Here is a 15,477-nt window from a genome sequence, read left to right as displayed (position 1 = left end):
GATTATCTGCTCCTTTCACTACTTCTTCAGATCCAGCTTTGGATTCAGGTTGCCAATGTGGCCAGATTCCTTACCCATGGATGGGTCGATCTGAACATTGATGATGTTTGGTCGTTTGGATGCAACCGCCTGTTCAAAGGCAGCCTTCATCTCTTGATAGCTGCTTACAAAGTAGCTGTCACCGCCAAATGCCTTGGCCATGTATTCATACCGCGCCGTGGCATCCAGCATCGTTGGACCTGGCTGATCGGCAACTTCACGGTCGGTTCCGTTGTAGATCCCACCGTTGTTGACAATAACGACAGTAATTGGCAGGTGGTAGCGACAGATCGTTTCCATTTCCATCCCATCAAAACCAAAGGCACTGTCGCCTTCCAAGGCAACGACTGGCTTGCCGGTCTCAATAGCCGTTGCAATTGCATAGCCCAGACCGACACCCATGACGCCCCACGTCCCAGTGTCCAGACGATGACGTGGCAGCTTCATGTCAATCATATTCCGACCAATGTCCAACGTGTTGGCCCCTTCAGAAACCAGGTAAGTATCTGGGTTCTTCAAGAAGTACTCCTTGATCGGTTCCAGCGTGCCATAGTAGCCAAACTTGGCGTTGGTTTCACCAGCTTCAACGCGCTTAGCAAACTTGGCGGCATTTTCAGCCGTCTTGGCACTGATTTCATCCAGCCATGCCTGTGGCGTTTGGTAGCCAGCCTTTTCAAGTGCCGGTACCAGTTTAGCCAGGATTGAGTTCAGATCGCCTTGCAGCGGTGCGTCAATCTTTTGGTTGGAATCAAATTCAGTTGCCTCGATTTCCAGCTGTACGAATTTAGCGTTCGGATTAAACGTAGGTGCCGCACCATGTGAAAGCATCCAGTTGAGCCGCGCGCCGATCAGAATTACGACATCCGCGCCGCTTAATGAAAGTGAGCGCGCCGCAGCTGCAGAGTGCTTGTCCTCATCAGAGATCAAACCCTTTGCCATTGACATTGGCAAGAATGGAATGTCGGTGTCAGCAACCAGCTTTTGCACCAGTTTTTCGCTTTGCGCGTATGCCGCCCCTTTACCAAGAATGATCAGCGGCTTTTTAGCACCCTTAATTACCTCAACAGCCCGATTGATTGCTTCATCGCTTGGTGCCTGTTTTGGTGCTGGATCGACAACTTCATAAATGCCGGCATCAGAGTCATCGGTGACCTCAATTTGTTGGCCAATCGTGTTGGCTGGCAGATCAAGGTAGACCCCACCAGGACGACCAGATAATGCCGTTCTTACGGCTCTGGCAACTGCCAATCCCATATCCTGCGCCCGATCAACCCGGTAGGCCGCCTTGCAGAAAGGCTTGGCGACGTTGTATTGATCGAGACCTTCATAGTCACCCTGATCCAGGTCAATAATGTGGCGTTCCGAGGATCCTGAAATCATGATCAATGGAAAGCAGTTCTTGGTTGCCTGAGCCAGTGCAGTCAAGCCGTTCAAAAAGCCTGGCGCTGAAACGGTCAGTGCCACCCCGGGTTTTTGCGTCAGATAGCCGGCTGCAGCAGCTGCGTCAACGGCAGCGTCTTCACGCCGAAAGCCGAAGAACTTCATACCACGTAGCTGAGCCAAGCGCGCAAAATCGGTAACTGGAATCCCTACGACCCCATAAATGTTGTTTAAGCCATTTTTTTGCAGAGCGTCGATCAAAAGGTCGGCACCAGTTTTCATTGATTCATTTGCCATAAGCTTTCGCCTTCATTCATTAGATTTTTAAAAACGAGATTATGCAGACTGCACTGAAAAGATGCAAAGACGTCGATTGTTTAAGTTGGACCTTTTATCATTAATGATGCCATTGCCATTACCTGCCTTGATGTATGCCAGAACGTTTGCGATTTGCGTCAAAGCCCAGCCAGCCGCCAATCGTCGCCAGCAACAGTCCCAAAATACCCAACGAGTCATCGCGCCGATTCCCCGTTTGAGGAAGATGCTTGATTGGTGCCGCTTCGTTAGGGGTTGAAGCAGTACTGTTATTAGAGTTGTTAGTTAGTTGGGTAGCAGATGTAGTTTCATTATTGGAAATTACGATGCGATGAGCTTGAACCGCCTGACCGACATGACTGCTGGACGTTTGCTCAATCTGTGAATGGCCCGCTTGATTGCCAGTCGTTTGAAAATTGCCAGCAGCCGATGCCGTACCTTTCCCTTGTTGGTCAGTTGGTTTTTGCGATGGCTTATTATTGGAACCGCTGGAGTGATGATCGGCAGCCGACTTGCGCTTTAGCTTGATCACATAGGTCTTTTCACTGGTATTATCAAAGCTCAGGATCTGGCCATTGGTTGGATCATCAACGAGCTGATAGCCCTGCCGCTCTAAAGCCTTGATCGTGTCAGCCGTGCTGTAATCAGAGCTTGATCCATACTTTCCCGTCAGTACCCTGTCATACTGACTGAGGCTTTGCGGATCAGTAGTGCTGATATCCTCATAGACGACCTTGATCTGTTCGGTGCATGGCTGATAGACCACCTTGACGACTGGATTTTCACCCCGCTTGGCCGCGGCCTCACCAACAACTTGTGGATCGGTTTGGCTGATGTCTTGATAGTTAACGGTGATCTTTTCGGTGTGGCCGTAAACGTAGATGACCGTACCTAAGGCCTTCCTTACTCAGCGTCCCGCTTGGTGCGATACTGCCCTTACCCAGACCAATGTAGGTGTAGCCAGGCAGATTCAGCTGATCCGTTGAGTATGTATTACCGATTACTGGTGCTCCATTGTAATGAACGTCAGCTTGGTGAATCACCTGACCCTTTTCATTAACGTATTTAACGTTGACTGAAGCGACAGGCGAGAACGTGAAGCTGGTCAGTTTAAACTGCTGCAAATTGGTCAGCTCACCGGTCGTAGCTGTCAGATCCAAAGCCATCGCAACGTTTCCGTTACCAGGAATATTTGGAATCTGATAGGACCACTCGACCCATTGCTCACTTTCAGGCGTTTGGGCACTGTCATTAAGATGGCCAGCCGGTTCTTGTAGTCTGATCGTCAAAACATGCGTCTGGCCGTCATACTGCATCTGAAAATTATGGAACTTGTCATCCATTAGACTCGTCGTCAATGGCTTGACCGTGCCATCTTGATTATTAACCCACCAGCGTCAAGCCTCTTTTCCAGTAGTCGTTGTAACCTGTTCATGACTGGTGGTAACGATATCGCCATATGGTACTGCAGTAGTTGGGTCTTGCGACTGTCCATGTTTTTCATCACCATGCCCATTGGTTGGCAGTGGAATCTCATCACCAGGCAGATCGGAAGTCGGCTCATTGTAGTAGTCAAAATAAGAATCCAGCTTAAAACCAACCGCATTGGGCAGCCCAGCAATTCCCAGATTGCCGCCAGGACGCCCTAAGGCAGCAACTGAGCCGGTATGAAAAACAATCCCCATCCCGTCAGCGCCACCAAAGTCACCGAGATTAATCTGACCATTGAGCGTAAAGCTACTGTCCATGTTGATCTTTTCTTTTAAAGAAACGCCCCCGGCTGAGTATTCCTGACCTTTTTTGGTAAAGGTGATCGTAACCGAGCCATCTGGATTCAATTGATATGTCACCGTGCCATGCGCATCAAAATATTGGCTGAAGTTTTTGGCATCAACGGTCACATCTTCAGCCGGCAGTGATGAATCTGCACTATCACTGGCTGCCAGAACCGTTGGAATAACTTTACTTGCCGCGCTGTTTACGTTCTGAACCGAAGCAGCGGTTTTGACTGCTGAATTTGTTGTTTGGGCCGGCTTTTCAGCTGGCATGGCAGCAGCCGCTTGCTTATCGCGCAATCCAGCATCACTGCCAGCTGGTGTGGCACTTGTTTTCATACCTTGGGCTGGTAAAAGCTTGCCTGTTGAGGTCCTTGCTGCAGCAGTTTGTGCAGATTCCAAATTTTTGGCGGGCACAATGTTGGCTGAAGTTGATGTTGACGTCTGAACAGGCACGGCACTGGTGGCAACGGATACCGAATGTTTGACTTGTTCAGGTGAAACCGAATCTGCAGCTGTGGTATTTTCGCTTTTTGATGTTAAAGCTGCGTTTTTGGTTGCTGCCAAATCAGCTGCTTGACTGACTACGGTTGGTGCCTTAACTGCACTTGACGCTGCTGTTTGAGTTCCCGTTGCAGCGCTCGTCGAAGCTGTTAGGCCAGAGTCGGCAGTCGTATTTGAAGCTGAATTTAACAACGTGTTCATTGAAGATCTTAAAGTTAAGGAATTCGTCGAAACAGTCGCCTGAGCATTTGGGATGGTTGCTGTCGCCTTGTTATTTTGATCTTGACTAGTCAGCGTATCTGCCTTGACGGTCATCTCATTGGTCCCACCAAGGAAAAAGCCCACCGCGATTAAAACCGAAACACAACCAAGTTTGGTTTTGCGCAAAGCATACTTAGGCAAAAAATTCATCAGCTGTCTTTGCCGATCATTTAAATTATTTCTCCCCATTTCAATCCCTACCTTGTATCTTTAATTAACAAAAAAGGCATTAAATAGACTTCCAAATTTCAAGTAGCGATTATAGACAGGAGATTTTTAAACGGCAACTAGAAATCGTTTGCGCAGTCAAAATTTCTCGATTTTCGAAAGCCATAAAATTAAAAATAAATGAATATTATTATTTTTATAAATAAAGGTGCCGAAATTATTGGATTTATTGTTCGTATTTTTATTTTGTTTATTTTAACGATTTAATATTCTAAATTTTGTTAAAATCAACAAGAATACCTTAATATGAAAACAATCTCATATTATACGACTAGAACCGGCTAATTTAGTCCCGATTATCCATAAAATTCAAAAACAAAAATTTCAATATTTTGATGATTTTTTATGGGTAATTCACCTACCCAAAGAAAAACAGCCAAACTCACCGAACCGAGTTTGACTGTTATTTTTTTGATATAAAATTGACAGATAATTTATAAATTCACGCTGGCTGATCTGATCTATTAGTTTGCTTGGCCACAAACCTTGGCATACAGATAGCATTCAAAGAAATCCTTGTCAAAATCGAGCTGACGCTGACCAACTCGCTTAAAGCCACGGTAATCATAAAACTGATAGGTACAGTTGCTGTCGGTATACAAATAGATGGTCTTCTTCTTGGCGCGATGCTCAAATTCTGCCAGCAGCTGCGAGCCGATACCTTGGTCCTTTAAAATTGGATCAGCGGCCAAAAACTTGATTTCACCATCAATTGACCCACCTTGCTTTTTATATTCAGTCAGCATTGCTTGATTGGCCTGATCATATTCATTTGCGTCTTTTCCCACAATCAGCTGCATCACCAGCTCAAACAGCTTAACGTACAAGTCGGCTGCCCAAGCTGGTCTTTAATTTAGGCTCGCTCTTGATATCAGCTAGTAAGGCGCCCACGAACCGATTTCCATCATAGGTTGCCAGCAACATACTGGAAGTACTCAGTTCTTGATTCCAAAAGTATTTACCATACAGTTTTTGCATCCAGCACTGCTCAGTATAACGATCAAAGTTCATCCCTTTGATAGCAAATTAAAATATAATCGAGCTGCACATGCTTCATTATTATGCGCATCATGATCTGTAACCGTCTTAGTCATGGATTTTAGAACTTTAGTCGATTCTCTTTCAGCACCAATTTTTTTCAAGGCAGACTGCTTGATTAATAATTTTGGAAATTACGATTTTTCTCCATAATCTTCCCTTAACTTTACTTGATGCCGAAAGCTGACATTTTAACCGTTCGAAACGATTCTGCTGACCATATACTGACTCCAACACAGATAACGGCAGATGACCGCGATCACAAAAAAGTAGCCCAATCTTATTATCCGCACATTTTTCAATCACTTTAGCCGACAAATAACATTGCAAGTTATCAAAAATCAAGATCTCAACATCCTCGAACGACAGATAGTGCTTCTCTTTTGTTTCAAGGTTGGTTAATTTGAATCCATTATGTGTCACTGCCACAAAATATTTGTTTTCTACATAAACAATGCTTTTCATTAAACCATTCCCGCCTATTTCTCGTTCTCCCCCTACCACTTATATTTAAGTTTAGTGCACTTTTTGAAACCGAATTCAATTATTTTTAGACTCCATACTTTAATTTCATTACTATGACAATTAATGGTTACTCTGTCTTTTGAACGCGCCTAACTTCTGCGCAAAAAACTCGCCTGGCAAAAATCTGCCAAGCGAGTTTTTGGATACAGTAATTAATTCAGGAGTTTTCGTAATTGAAGTGTCGGAACTTTGATTTTAATAATGTGTCGCATAACTTTAGTAGTGGGGACGAATCAGTCGTGTTTTAATTTTTGAGGTGCGTTATTTTTAAATTTAAGGAGAGTTGTAAGAGTACTTAGATGGAAATTTAGGATTCTGCTAATTATCTTGCTGCCAACTGATCTCCACTAGCAGTCACGGCTTGCTTTAGGCGCCCCAGACTTCTTCGGCAATGCTCTTGACTAAGGCCAGCTTAGCCCATTGCTGCTCTTCAGTCAGGATATTGCCTTCTTCAGTTGAGGAGAAGCCGCATTGTGGACTCAGACACAGCTTGTCCAGATCATGGTATTGAGCCGCTTCCTGAATACGATCCAAAATCGTTTGCCGCTCTTCCAGTTCACCAGATTTCGAGGTCAGCAGCCCCAGCACCACGTATTTGTCGGCTGGGACCTTGGCTAATGGTTCAAAACCGCCCGCTCGTTCAGAATCGTATTCCAGGTAAAAGGCCGCCACGTCTTCTTTAGCCAGTAGGTAATCGGCAACCGGACCATAACCGCCCTTAGCTGCCCAGGTTGAATGGTAGTTTCCGCGGCAAACATGCGTTGTTACCGTCAGATCAGCCGGCAGATCCGCCAAAGCCGCGTTGTTGAGTTTTAGATACGTTGCCTCCAGCTTTTCGCGATCCGCGCCTTCCTTAGAACGGGTTGCCCAGTAGTCTTCATCAACCAGCAGGCCCCAGGTACAGTCATCCAGCTTAACGTCGCGACAGCCGGCATCATACAGCGCCAAAATCAGGTCATGATAGGCAGCCGCCACGTCTTTGATCAGATCATCTTCGGCATCATAGTATTTTTTAATGGCTGCTACATGCTCATCATCTCGGAAGAGTTCGGAATAAAGCTGTGCTGGCGCCGGAATGCTTTGGCGTGGAATCAGATCCGTACCATCCGTTAAGCTCTTAAGGTACTTGAAGGCTTCCAGATCAGGGTGCGTACCGTTAAAGCGAACCTTACCATTAACCTGCGCGGAATCGGCCCGCGTTTCTTCATCATGGAAACGGTAGCCGTGTGCTGGCTTGGTATGCGCGATGCCTTCAAACCCCCAGAACGTGTCCAGATGCCAGTATGAGCGCCGGAACTCGCCATCGGTAACCGCGTGCAGGCCTGCTTGTGCCTCTTTTTCGACCAATTCCTTGATACACTTGTCTTCAACGGCTTTCAGTTCGTCATGGTCAATTTCGTGGTTGGCGAACTTTTCCCGAGCTGCCTTTAATTCGGCTGGGCGTAAAAAACTGCCCACGATGTCATAGCGGAATGGTGAAGTCGTGCGGTTGGTAAAAGTTAAAGTTTGTGCTTGCGTCATATGTGATAACTTCCTTTCGAAATTCGTTTTTTGACAGGACTTCTCAGGAACAAAAAAGCCCCTGGGAAAAGCACATCCTGCACTTTCTCCCAGGGACGTTGACTGCTTATTCAACGTGTTACCACCCTGATTCAGCTAGACCTCACAATCTAGCCCTTACTGAGTACTCTAAAATTAGAAGACCCGGACGATGATAACGGACGTCACCCCGCAGCCGGCTTACCATTGGCTCGCCCGCTGACTTGCTCCAAGACCATCTTCATCGCGTTTCACGATCCCGGCTCTCACCTAACCCGGTTCTCTTTAAGGGCTGCCCGCGACTACTCATCTCTTCTAAGCAATTTCTAATTTTGTTGTAATCATACTATAACGGCGATGATTGATTGTCAACCATAAATTGAGATTTTTTTGCGGACTAATTCCACCATAATTTGATCAAAGCCTGCGTGCCATCATTGCCCAGCTGCTTTTCATCAACCAGAATTTCATACAGACGCGCGGCTTCCTTAGTCGCTGGCAGCTGCAGTTTCATGCGCGCGGCCTCATCAAGGGCAATTCGCAGATCTTTTAAGAAGTGCTTGGCAAAAAAGCCCGGCGTAAAATCATTTTTCAAGATGCGTGGTGCATAATTGTCCAAACTCCAGTTAGCGGCGGCCCCACCACCAACCGTTTTGATTACTGTTGGCAAATCAAGTCCAGCTGCTTTGGCATAGACCAGCATCTCACACATCCCCGTCATCGTACCGGCAATCATAATCTGGTTGGCCATCTTGGCATGCTGGCCACTACCGGCCGGACCAAACCAGTTGACGTCTTTGCCGATCTGTTTAAACAGCGGCGTCAGATATTCGCAATCGGCCTTTTGACCGCCCACCATAATCGTCAGTGTGCCGTTTTTAGCGCCCAGATCTCCGCCCGAAACTGGAGCATCCAAAATATGCACACCAGCCGGAGCCGCGGCAGAAATTTTTTGATCTAAGGCTGGCCGACTGGTAGTCATGTCAATCAGGTACTGCCCAGGAACTGCCGCGCTCAGCAGACCATCTTTGCCAAAATAGATCTGCTCAACGTCTTTGGGGTAGCCAACAATTGACATCACGACCTCACAGTTCTGCATTGCCAAAGCCGGCGTACCACACCATTTTGCCCCCAGCTCTAAAACTTTTTGCGCATGCGCCTTGGTTCGATTATAGACCTGCACTTCATTGTCGGACTTGAGCAGGTTGGCGATCATTCCGGTTCCCATCACGCCAGTTCCAATAAAGCCAATTTTCATCTTATCACCTCACGATTGATTTGCGTTTATTTTAACATGTTGAAAGGTTGAAATTGGCAGATCTTTTAGCCGCTAAAAAGATTCATGGCTTTAACCAAAAAAACGGTGCCGGCAGAACCCCGGCACCGTTTTTGATTTATTGCAGTATCTGACCAGGCAGGGCCTTGAGATTTTGCAGCGTCAGCTTTGAATGATGCTGATCAAGCCGCATCTGGGCAATCAAGTCATCCACGCTCGCGAACTTGACCTCGCCACGCAGTCGCTTGATCCAGCGTACTTGCACGTTTTCGCCATAAATCATTTGATTGAAGTCGAACAGATAAATTTCCAGCGTTTTTTCATTGTGATCGCCAAACGTAACGTTGCGTCCCACGCTGGCCATGCCATCATACCAACGCTCACCAATTTTCATTTGTACAACGTAGACACCGATTGCCGGCAGCCATTCCAACTCAGGCCAGGCCACGTTAGCCGTGGGAAAGCCCAATGTCCGGCCCCGTGCAAAGCCATGGACGACCACGCCTGAAGTCTGGTAATAGTATCCCAAGAGCTCGTTGACCGATTGCACGTCACCAGTATCGAGCAGCTGACGAATCCGCGTTGAGCCAACCTTATGATTATCCTGCAAAGTCATTTTATCAACGGTAACGACTTCAAAGCGGCCCTTGGCAAAATCCTTTAGATGCGCCATATTGGCCACACTGGCATCTGCTCCATAGGTGTGGTCATAGCCAGCTACGGCAACCTTTGTATGAAAGCCCACCAGATACTGATCAACAAACTTCTGCGGATCCAAAGCGGACAAGGCAGAAGTAAGATTGACCAGATAAACGCGATCGACTCCCAGCTGCTTTAGCAAATCCAATTTGCGCGGCAGTGGCGTTAGATAATGAACGCCGCCAGCTGGATATTGCTGATAGACGATTTCGGGACGGTGATCATAAGTCAAAACAGCCAAGGGAACCCCTTTTTCATCGGCAATTTTGCGCGCTGTTTTGATCACAGCTTGGTGACCACGATGAATGCCATCAAAAAAGCCCATTGCCAAAACGACTGGCCCTTCTGGAATCAGTTCCGGATCATAGGGATGATGGATTTTGATAACTTGCATTGACCCCACCTACTTTGTCGACAGCATCTTGAGCGGCTTGTAAACATGATCTTTCAGTTGGTACAGGGCTTTGACCTCACCTTGATAAGTCAGCGCAACTTCTTGATCTTTAGTATCCAGATCACTTAGCCAACCGCCGTTTTGAACCTTTTTCCATTGTGCATCGGACAATTCTGCGTGGGGATAGCTTTTGAGCGCGTAGTCCATTGGATAGACATAGCGGTTCATGATCTGAGCTTCCATGGCATCTTGAATGTCGGTCAAACTCAAGGTCTGGTCCAACTCAAAGCCACCACTCTTGGTCCGCGTCAGGCTGCTCATTACACCGGGGTAACCCAATTCTTTAGCCAGATCATACGCCAGCGTTCTTACATAGGTTCCTTTACTGCAGTCCACGACAAAGCGGATGCGCTGTTGCTGATTTTTTTCATCGTAGCTGGAAGCCGTCATTTCAAAACGTTCAATGTGTACGTGCCGTTTTGGTCGCTCTACGGTTTCGCCAGCCCGTGCGTATTCATAGAGTTTCTTGCCATTAACCTTGATTGCCGAATACATTGGCGGAATCTGCACGATATCGCCCGTCAGCTCCTGCATGGCTTTCCTGATCGTATCTTCAGCAATTGGCGCCGTAACTGGCTTTTGGGCCACGACTTCGCCATCCAGGTCCTGCGTGGTCGTAGCCTCGCCAACTAAAAGCTCTCCGACGTATTGTTTACCCGATGCCATTAAGAATTCAACGACTTTGGTAGCTTGCCCCACACAGATCGGCAAAACGCCGTCCACGTTTGGATCTAAGGTTCCTGAATGGCCGATTTTTTTGGTATGCAGAATCCGCCGCAAGCGACTGACACAGTCAAAGCTGGTCATCCCGCGTTCTTTGTACAATGGAATAATTCCGTCCAAAATTCTCACCGCTTTCATTTCTAAAATAATAAAAGGGGGCCACAAGCTGGGCTCCCTTTTAATTGATTATCGCTCCTGCTTGTGCAGCTGGTTGATCAATTGGTCGATCCGACTGCCATAAGCAACCGATGGATCACGCTTAAACGTGAGCTCTGGAGTCTTGAAAATGTTCAGACGACTGCCCAGCTCGCTGCGAATCAGCCCCTTAGCCTTGTCCAGACCTTGTTGAGCCTTTTCGCCATCGCTGGCCTTGTTAGACAGCAGGCTGTAATAGATCGTTGCCTGCTGCAGGTCGCCCGTAACGTCAACGCCCGTGATCGTGATATCTTGAACACGTGGATCACGTACGCGCTTTAAGAGGATGTCATCGACTTCACGCTGAATCTGTTCAGCCAGTCGATCCACCCGGTAGCGTTTATTTGGCATAATTGTTCTCCTTTGGCGACTAAAAGCTACTTAACGGGAACTTCCTTCATCTGGTAAGCTTCGATTACGTCGCCTTCCTTGATGTCGTTGTAGTTTTGAATCGTCAGACCACACTCGTAGCCTTGCTTGACTTCTTTAACGTCATCCTTGAAGCGCTTCAGACTGCCCAATTCACCTTCGTAAACGACCACGCCGTCACGAATCAAGCGGACCTTGGAGTCACGAGTAATCTTGCCGTCGATAACCATCCCACCGGCAATCGTACCAATCTTGGAAGCCTTGTAGATCTGGCGAACTTCAACCTGACCAACCGTTTCTTCCTTGTAGACTGGTTCCAGCATCCCCTTCATGGCATCTTCAACTTCTTCGATGGCGTTGTAGATAACCCGGTGCAGCCGAATATCAATGTTGTTGGATTCAGCCATCGACTTGGCCAGTGGCGTAGGGCGCACGTTAAAGCCGATGATAACCGCGTTGGAAGCTTCGGCCAAGGTAACGTCGGATTCAGAAATCGCACCAACGGCCTTGTGAATGATATCAACGCGAACGCCGTCAACCTTGATCTTTTCAAGTGACTGAGCCAGGGCTTCAACGGAACCCTGCACGTCGGCCTTGATGATTACTGGCAGCGTCTTCATCTGACCCTTCTTCATCGTGGCAAACAGGTTGTCCAGCGTTACGTGGCTAGTCTTTTGCCGTTCTTCAACCAAGGCGCGCTTTGCCCGTTCTTCACCGGCAGCCCGAGCCGTCTTTTCATCATCAAAGACAACGAACCGATCTCCGGCTTCTGGCACATCGTTTAAACCAGTAATCTCAACAGGCGTCGATGGCGTAGCTTCCTTGATGCGACGACCGTTTTCGTTGGTCATCGTCCGGACACGGCCAAACGTATTGCCGACGACGATTGGGTCACCGACATGCATCGTACCTTGTTGAACCAGCAACGTGGCTACGGGACCACGACCTTGATCAAGCCGTGCTTCAACTACGGAACCAGCCGCGTTTTGATCAGGGTTGGCCTTCAATTCCATCATTTCGGCCTGCAGCAGGATCATGTCGAGCAGTTCATCGATGTTCTTGCCAAACTTAGCTGAGATGTTGACGAAGATCGTGTCGCCACCCCAGTCTTCAGGAATCAGCTCGTATTGAGCCAATTCTTCGATCACGCGGTTTGGATTGGCACCTGGCTTGTCGACCTTGTTAACGGCAACGATGATTGGCGTGTGGGCAGCCTTGGCGTGGTTGATGGCTTCAACCGTCTGTGGCATAACCCCGTCATCGGCAGCAACGACCAAGACCGTAATATCGGTGATGTTGGCACCACGCGCCCGCATTTCAGTAAAGGCCGCGTGACCTGGCGTATCCAGGAAAGTAATCAGCTTGCCGTTGTAGTCAACTTGGTAGGCACCGATTGCCTGGGTGATCCCACCGGCTTCGGAATCCGTAACGTGGGAGTGACGGATCTTGTCCAACAGCGTCGTCTTACCGTGGTCAACGTGACCCATAACCGTAACGACTGGTGGCCGAGAAACCATGTGTTCCGTGTTTTGGTTTTCTTGATCAAAGAACTTGTCCAGATCGGCAATATCTTCTTGAACCTTTTCCTTGGCTTCGATACCGTAGTCGGCAGCCAACAGTTCAATCGTGTCCTTGTCCAGGGATTGGTTTTGGTTAACCATGACGCCCAGCATAAAGAGCTTCTTGATGATCTCGGCAGCTGGCCGGTGCAAAAGCTTAGCCAGATCCTGTGCGTTCATGCCTTCAGTGTATTCAAGTACTTCTGGCAGTGGACGATCCTTACGCTGCGTAGGTTGTTGCTTTTTAACCTCACGCATCCGCTGGTTCTTGTTATGCTTGTTGTTTTTGTTGCGACGGTTCTTCTTGTTGTTCTTGTTTTTGTTGAAAACGTGAACGCCACGGCCGCTGTCATCATTGCCGCCCCGGTTGTTGTTACCGTTGTTGTTACGGTTGTTGTTGGATGACTTTTGTCCATTTTGGTTTTGTGGACGATTGTTGTTTTCTTGGCGCTTTGGCTGTGCTGTCTTTTCTTGCTTAGGCTTGTTCTGCTTTACGGCAGCTGGCTTGTTGGCATTGCCGCCCTTAGCCATGCTGCGCAGACGGTTGGCTTCTTCTGAGGTCACGGAAGACATATGACTTTTTACCGTGATTCCCTCCTTTTTGGCCATGTCTACCAGGTCCTTGCTTGGCATCTTCAGCTCTTTGGCTAGTTCGTAAATTCGTTCTTTGGCCATCGAATCACGCTCCTTTTTAGTTTGTTGTTTCTTCAGCGTCGTTGACTAGTTCGATTATGCGCTTGGCAAAACCGGCCTGCTCAACGGCAATCACCGTGCGCTTTTGTCCAATGGCCTGGCTTAATTCGGCCTTGGTAAACATGGTGATAAGTGGTATCTGATAATATTGGCACTTGTTGATGAACTGCTTAACCGTGGATTTACCGGCATCGCAAGCCAAAAAGACCACTCTGGCCTGATGAGCACGAATGGACTTTAAGACCAATCCCTCACCAGCCGTAATCTGTCCGGCGCGCCGAGCCAGTCCCAGCATGTTCAGCAGCTGCTGTTTGGAAGTCGTCATTAAACGTGACCAAACAGCTTAATGCGTTCTTGCAGGTGATCAGCATAGTCGATCAGCTGGTCGTAGAACTCATCTTCCAGCTTGACGCCGAATGCCTTATCAAAAGTGCGCTCCTTTTTGGCCCGCGTGGCAATCTTTACATCGGCGGCAATGTAGGCGCCCCGACCGGCTTTTTTACCAGTTGGATCCACGCTGACTTCGTTTTCCTTGTTGCGCACCACGCGAATCAGTTCTCGCTTGGGCATCATTTCACAGGTAACGATGTCTTTGCGCATCGGTACTTTTCTCTTTTTCATTGTTTCACCCCGCTGCTCAATTTAGTTCCATACAGATTCTATTGTAGTCTTATTCGGCGTCGGTTGCATCGTTTTGAGCATCATCGTCAAAATCATCAGTCTGATCATCAACGGATGGTGCTTCACTGGATGGCTTGATGTCAATCTTGTACTTGGTCAGCTGAGCGGCCAGACGAACGTTTTGACCGCGCTTGCCGATTGCCAGGGACAGCTGATCATCTGGTACGTAGACCGTGCAGCCATGGTGAACCTTGACGATCTTGTTGCCTTCGTGATCAACGCTGCCGGTGTCTTCTTCTTCACCGTTGTTGTCATCAAAGTCCAGACGGTCAACCGTAGCTGGCTTCAAAGCATTCTTGATGAAGACGGCTGGATCGGAGCTGTATTCGATGATATCGATGTTTTCGCCACCCAGTTGGTTAACAATGGCTTGAACCCGCGCCCCCCGTGGACCAACGCATGTACCAACCGGATCAATATTAGGGTCCTTGGAAGCCACGGCAACCTTGGAACGATCACCAGCCTCACGTGCACTGCCCTTCCATTCGATGGGGCCGTTTTGTTCCTTTAATTCGGGAACTTCTTTTTCAAACAGACGCTTGAGCATACCTGGATCCGTACGGCTAACCAGCACCAGTGGACCACGGTACTGACGCTTTTGCGTACCATCAGGCTGCTGCATTGGCTTGGCATCGGCTACCTTGTAGATGTAGACCTGAACGCGATCGTGAATGCGGTATTCTTCGTTTGGCATCGTTTGACGCTTGCTCAAGCCGGCTTCAACGCCGTCACCCAAGTCGATGTAGATGAAGCGGTTGTCTTCGCGAGAAACCTCACCTTCAACCAGTTCATTCAGCATCTTGTCGTACTTGTTGATAACACGGTCACGTTCGGCTTCGCGCAGCTTTTGCAAGACGATGTTCTTAGCCGTTTGGGCTGCTAGACGACCAAAGTCATGTGGCGTTACCTCTTGTTGGAACGTGTCACCCAGACTGTAGCCATGACTCTTTTCCCAAGCATCATGCAGGCTGATTTGTTCTTTAGGGTTCTCGACTTCTTCTACAACCGTCTTGTCAGAGAAGACCTTGAACTCACCCGTGTTTTCATCGATCTTGACTTCAACGTTGCTGGCGTTGTAGTTGGTCTTGTAGGCCTTTCCCAAAGCATCCGTCAATGCCTCGATGATGACTTCTTTTTTGATGCCCTTTTCCTTTTCCAGGACGTCCATGGCATCAAGCAGTTCTTGTGCTTGCTTTTGCTTCTTAGTGCTCATTTTGCTGCTCC

14 protein-coding genes and 1 pseudogene are annotated in these 15,477 nt (G+C 48.0%); all 15 read right to left on the bottom strand.

Going from position 1 to position 15,477, the window contains the following annotated elements:
• Nucleotides 1-18: 18 nt before the first annotated feature.
• Nucleotides 19-1,716: an oxalyl-CoA decarboxylase gene (oxc, locus tag HF864_RS01975; protein ID WP_169461448.1), complete on the bottom strand. Its 1,698-nt coding sequence runs from the start codon at nt 1,714-1,716 to the stop codon at nt 19-21.
• A 118-nt stretch (nt 1,717-1,834) separates the two neighbouring features.
• A complete protein-coding gene (locus HF864_RS01970) occupies nt 1,835-2,500 on the bottom strand; it encodes an LPXTG cell wall anchor domain-containing protein (RefSeq protein WP_169461447.1) in 666 nt (221 codons plus the stop codon).
• Nucleotides 2,501-2,579: 79 nt separating this feature from the next.
• Nucleotides 2,580-4,424: pseudogene (locus HF864_RS01960) on the bottom strand (MucBP domain-containing protein).
• Between the two features lie 542 nt (nt 4,425-4,966).
• Nucleotides 4,967-5,329: a GNAT family N-acetyltransferase gene (locus HF864_RS01955; protein ID WP_169461444.1), complete on the bottom strand. Its 363-nt coding sequence runs from the start codon at nt 5,327-5,329 to the stop codon at nt 4,967-4,969.
• Nucleotides 5,319-5,513: a hypothetical protein gene (locus HF864_RS01950; RefSeq protein ID WP_205882256.1), complete on the bottom strand. Its 195-nt coding sequence runs from the start codon at nt 5,511-5,513 to the stop codon at nt 5,319-5,321. Before HF864_RS01950 ends, HF864_RS01955 begins: the two co-directional genes overlap by 11 nt.
• A gap of 111 nt (nt 5,514-5,624) precedes the next feature.
• The gene (locus tag HF864_RS01945; protein WP_169461442.1) at nt 5,625-6,005 is read right to left on the bottom strand and encodes a CRISPR-associated endonuclease Cas1; all 381 of its coding nucleotides are present in this window, start codon (nt 6,003-6,005) and stop codon (nt 5,625-5,627) included.
• A gap of 426 nt (nt 6,006-6,431) precedes the next feature.
• Complete coding sequence (locus HF864_RS01940) at nt 6,432-7,586, bottom strand: 5-methyltetrahydropteroyltriglutamate--homocysteine S-methyltransferase (RefSeq protein ID WP_169461441.1); 1,155 nt, start codon at nt 7,584-7,586, stop codon at nt 6,432-6,434.
• Between the two features lie 415 nt (nt 7,587-8,001).
• On the bottom strand, nt 8,002-8,862 hold the full coding sequence (locus HF864_RS01935; RefSeq protein ID WP_169461440.1) for an NAD(P)-dependent oxidoreductase: 861 nt from the start codon (nt 8,860-8,862) through the stop codon (nt 8,002-8,004).
• A gap of 136 nt (nt 8,863-8,998) precedes the next feature.
• Nucleotides 8,999-9,973 carry a riboflavin biosynthesis protein RibF gene (ribF, locus tag HF864_RS01930; RefSeq protein ID WP_169461439.1) on the bottom strand — a complete coding sequence of 325 codons (975 nt, stop codon included), beginning with the start codon at nt 9,971-9,973 and terminating at the stop codon, nt 8,999-9,001.
• A gap of 9 nt (nt 9,974-9,982) precedes the next feature.
• Nucleotides 9,983-10,876: a tRNA pseudouridine(55) synthase TruB gene (gene truB, locus HF864_RS01925; protein ID WP_169461438.1), complete on the bottom strand. Its 894-nt coding sequence runs from the start codon at nt 10,874-10,876 to the stop codon at nt 9,983-9,985.
• A gap of 66 nt (nt 10,877-10,942) precedes the next feature.
• Entirely contained in the window at nt 10,943-11,302 is a 360-nt protein-coding gene (rbfA, locus tag HF864_RS01920; RefSeq protein ID WP_169461437.1) for a 30S ribosome-binding factor RbfA, read from the bottom strand.
• 26 nt (nt 11,303-11,328) lie between these two features.
• Entirely contained in the window at nt 11,329-13,554 is a 2,226-nt protein-coding gene (gene infB, locus HF864_RS01915; protein WP_169461436.1) for a translation initiation factor IF-2, read from the bottom strand.
• 16 nt (nt 13,555-13,570) lie between these two features.
• Nucleotides 13,571-13,897, bottom strand: coding sequence for a YlxQ-related RNA-binding protein (locus HF864_RS01910; protein ID WP_169461435.1), 327 nt, complete (start codon nt 13,895-13,897; stop codon nt 13,571-13,573).
• A complete protein-coding gene (locus tag HF864_RS01905) occupies nt 13,897-14,193 on the bottom strand; it encodes a YlxR family RNase P modulator (protein ID WP_169461434.1) in 297 nt (98 codons plus the stop codon). The genes HF864_RS01910 and HF864_RS01905 overlap by 1 nt, the downstream gene beginning before the upstream one ends.
• Before the next feature lie 49 nt (nt 14,194-14,242).
• Nucleotides 14,243-15,466, bottom strand: a complete 1,224-nt coding sequence (nusA, locus tag HF864_RS01900; RefSeq protein ID WP_169461433.1) for a transcription termination factor NusA — start codon at nt 15,464-15,466, stop codon at nt 14,243-14,245.
• Nucleotides 15,467-15,477 lie beyond the last annotated feature (11 nt).

The sequence above is a fragment of the Lactobacillus sp. MRS-253-APC-2B genome, assembly GCF_012843675.1.
Lineage (GTDB): Bacteria > Bacillota > Bacilli > Lactobacillales > Lactobacillaceae > Limosilactobacillus > Limosilactobacillus pulli.
Note: the sequence above shows the minus strand (reverse complement) of the source record. Positions and strands in the feature narration are given on the sequence as shown.

Bases quoted from the DNA above. Each gene is read 5' to 3' on its own strand.
- rbfA (WP_169461437.1), bottom strand. From the start codon at position 11,302: ATGCCAAATAAACGCTACCGGGTGGATCGACTGGCTGAACAGATTCAG.
- HF864_RS01910 (WP_169461435.1), bottom strand. From the start codon at position 13,897: ATGACGACTTCCAAACAGCAGCTGCTGAACATGCTGGGACTGGCTCGG.
- nusA (WP_169461433.1), bottom strand. From the start codon at position 15,466: ATGAGCACTAAGAAGCAAAAGCAAGCACAAGAACTGCTTGATGCCATG.
- oxc (WP_169461448.1), bottom strand. From the start codon at position 1,716: ATGGCAAATGAATCAATGAAAACTGGTGCCGACCTTTTGATCGACGCT.
- infB (WP_169461436.1), bottom strand. From the start codon at position 13,554: ATGGCCAAAGAACGAATTTACGAACTAGCCAAAGAGCTGAAGATGCCA.
- ribF (WP_169461439.1), bottom strand. From the start codon at position 9,973: ATGCAAGTTATCAAAATCCATCATCCCTATGATCCGGAACTGATTCCA.
- HF864_RS01905 (WP_169461434.1), bottom strand. From the start codon at position 14,193: ATGAAAAAGAGAAAAGTACCGATGCGCAAAGACATCGTTACCTGTGAA.
- HF864_RS01935 (WP_169461440.1), bottom strand. From the start codon at position 8,862: ATGAAAATTGGCTTTATTGGAACTGGCGTGATGGGAACCGGAATGATC.
- HF864_RS01940 (WP_169461441.1), bottom strand. From the start codon at position 7,586: ATGACGCAAGCACAAACTTTAACTTTTACCAACCGCACGACTTCACCA.
- HF864_RS01950 (WP_205882256.1), bottom strand. From the start codon at position 5,513: ATGAACTTTGATCGTTATACTGAGCAGTGCTGGATGCAAAAACTGTAT.
- HF864_RS01945 (WP_169461442.1), bottom strand. From the start codon at position 6,005: ATGAAAAGCATTGTTTATGTAGAAAACAAATATTTTGTGGCAGTGACA.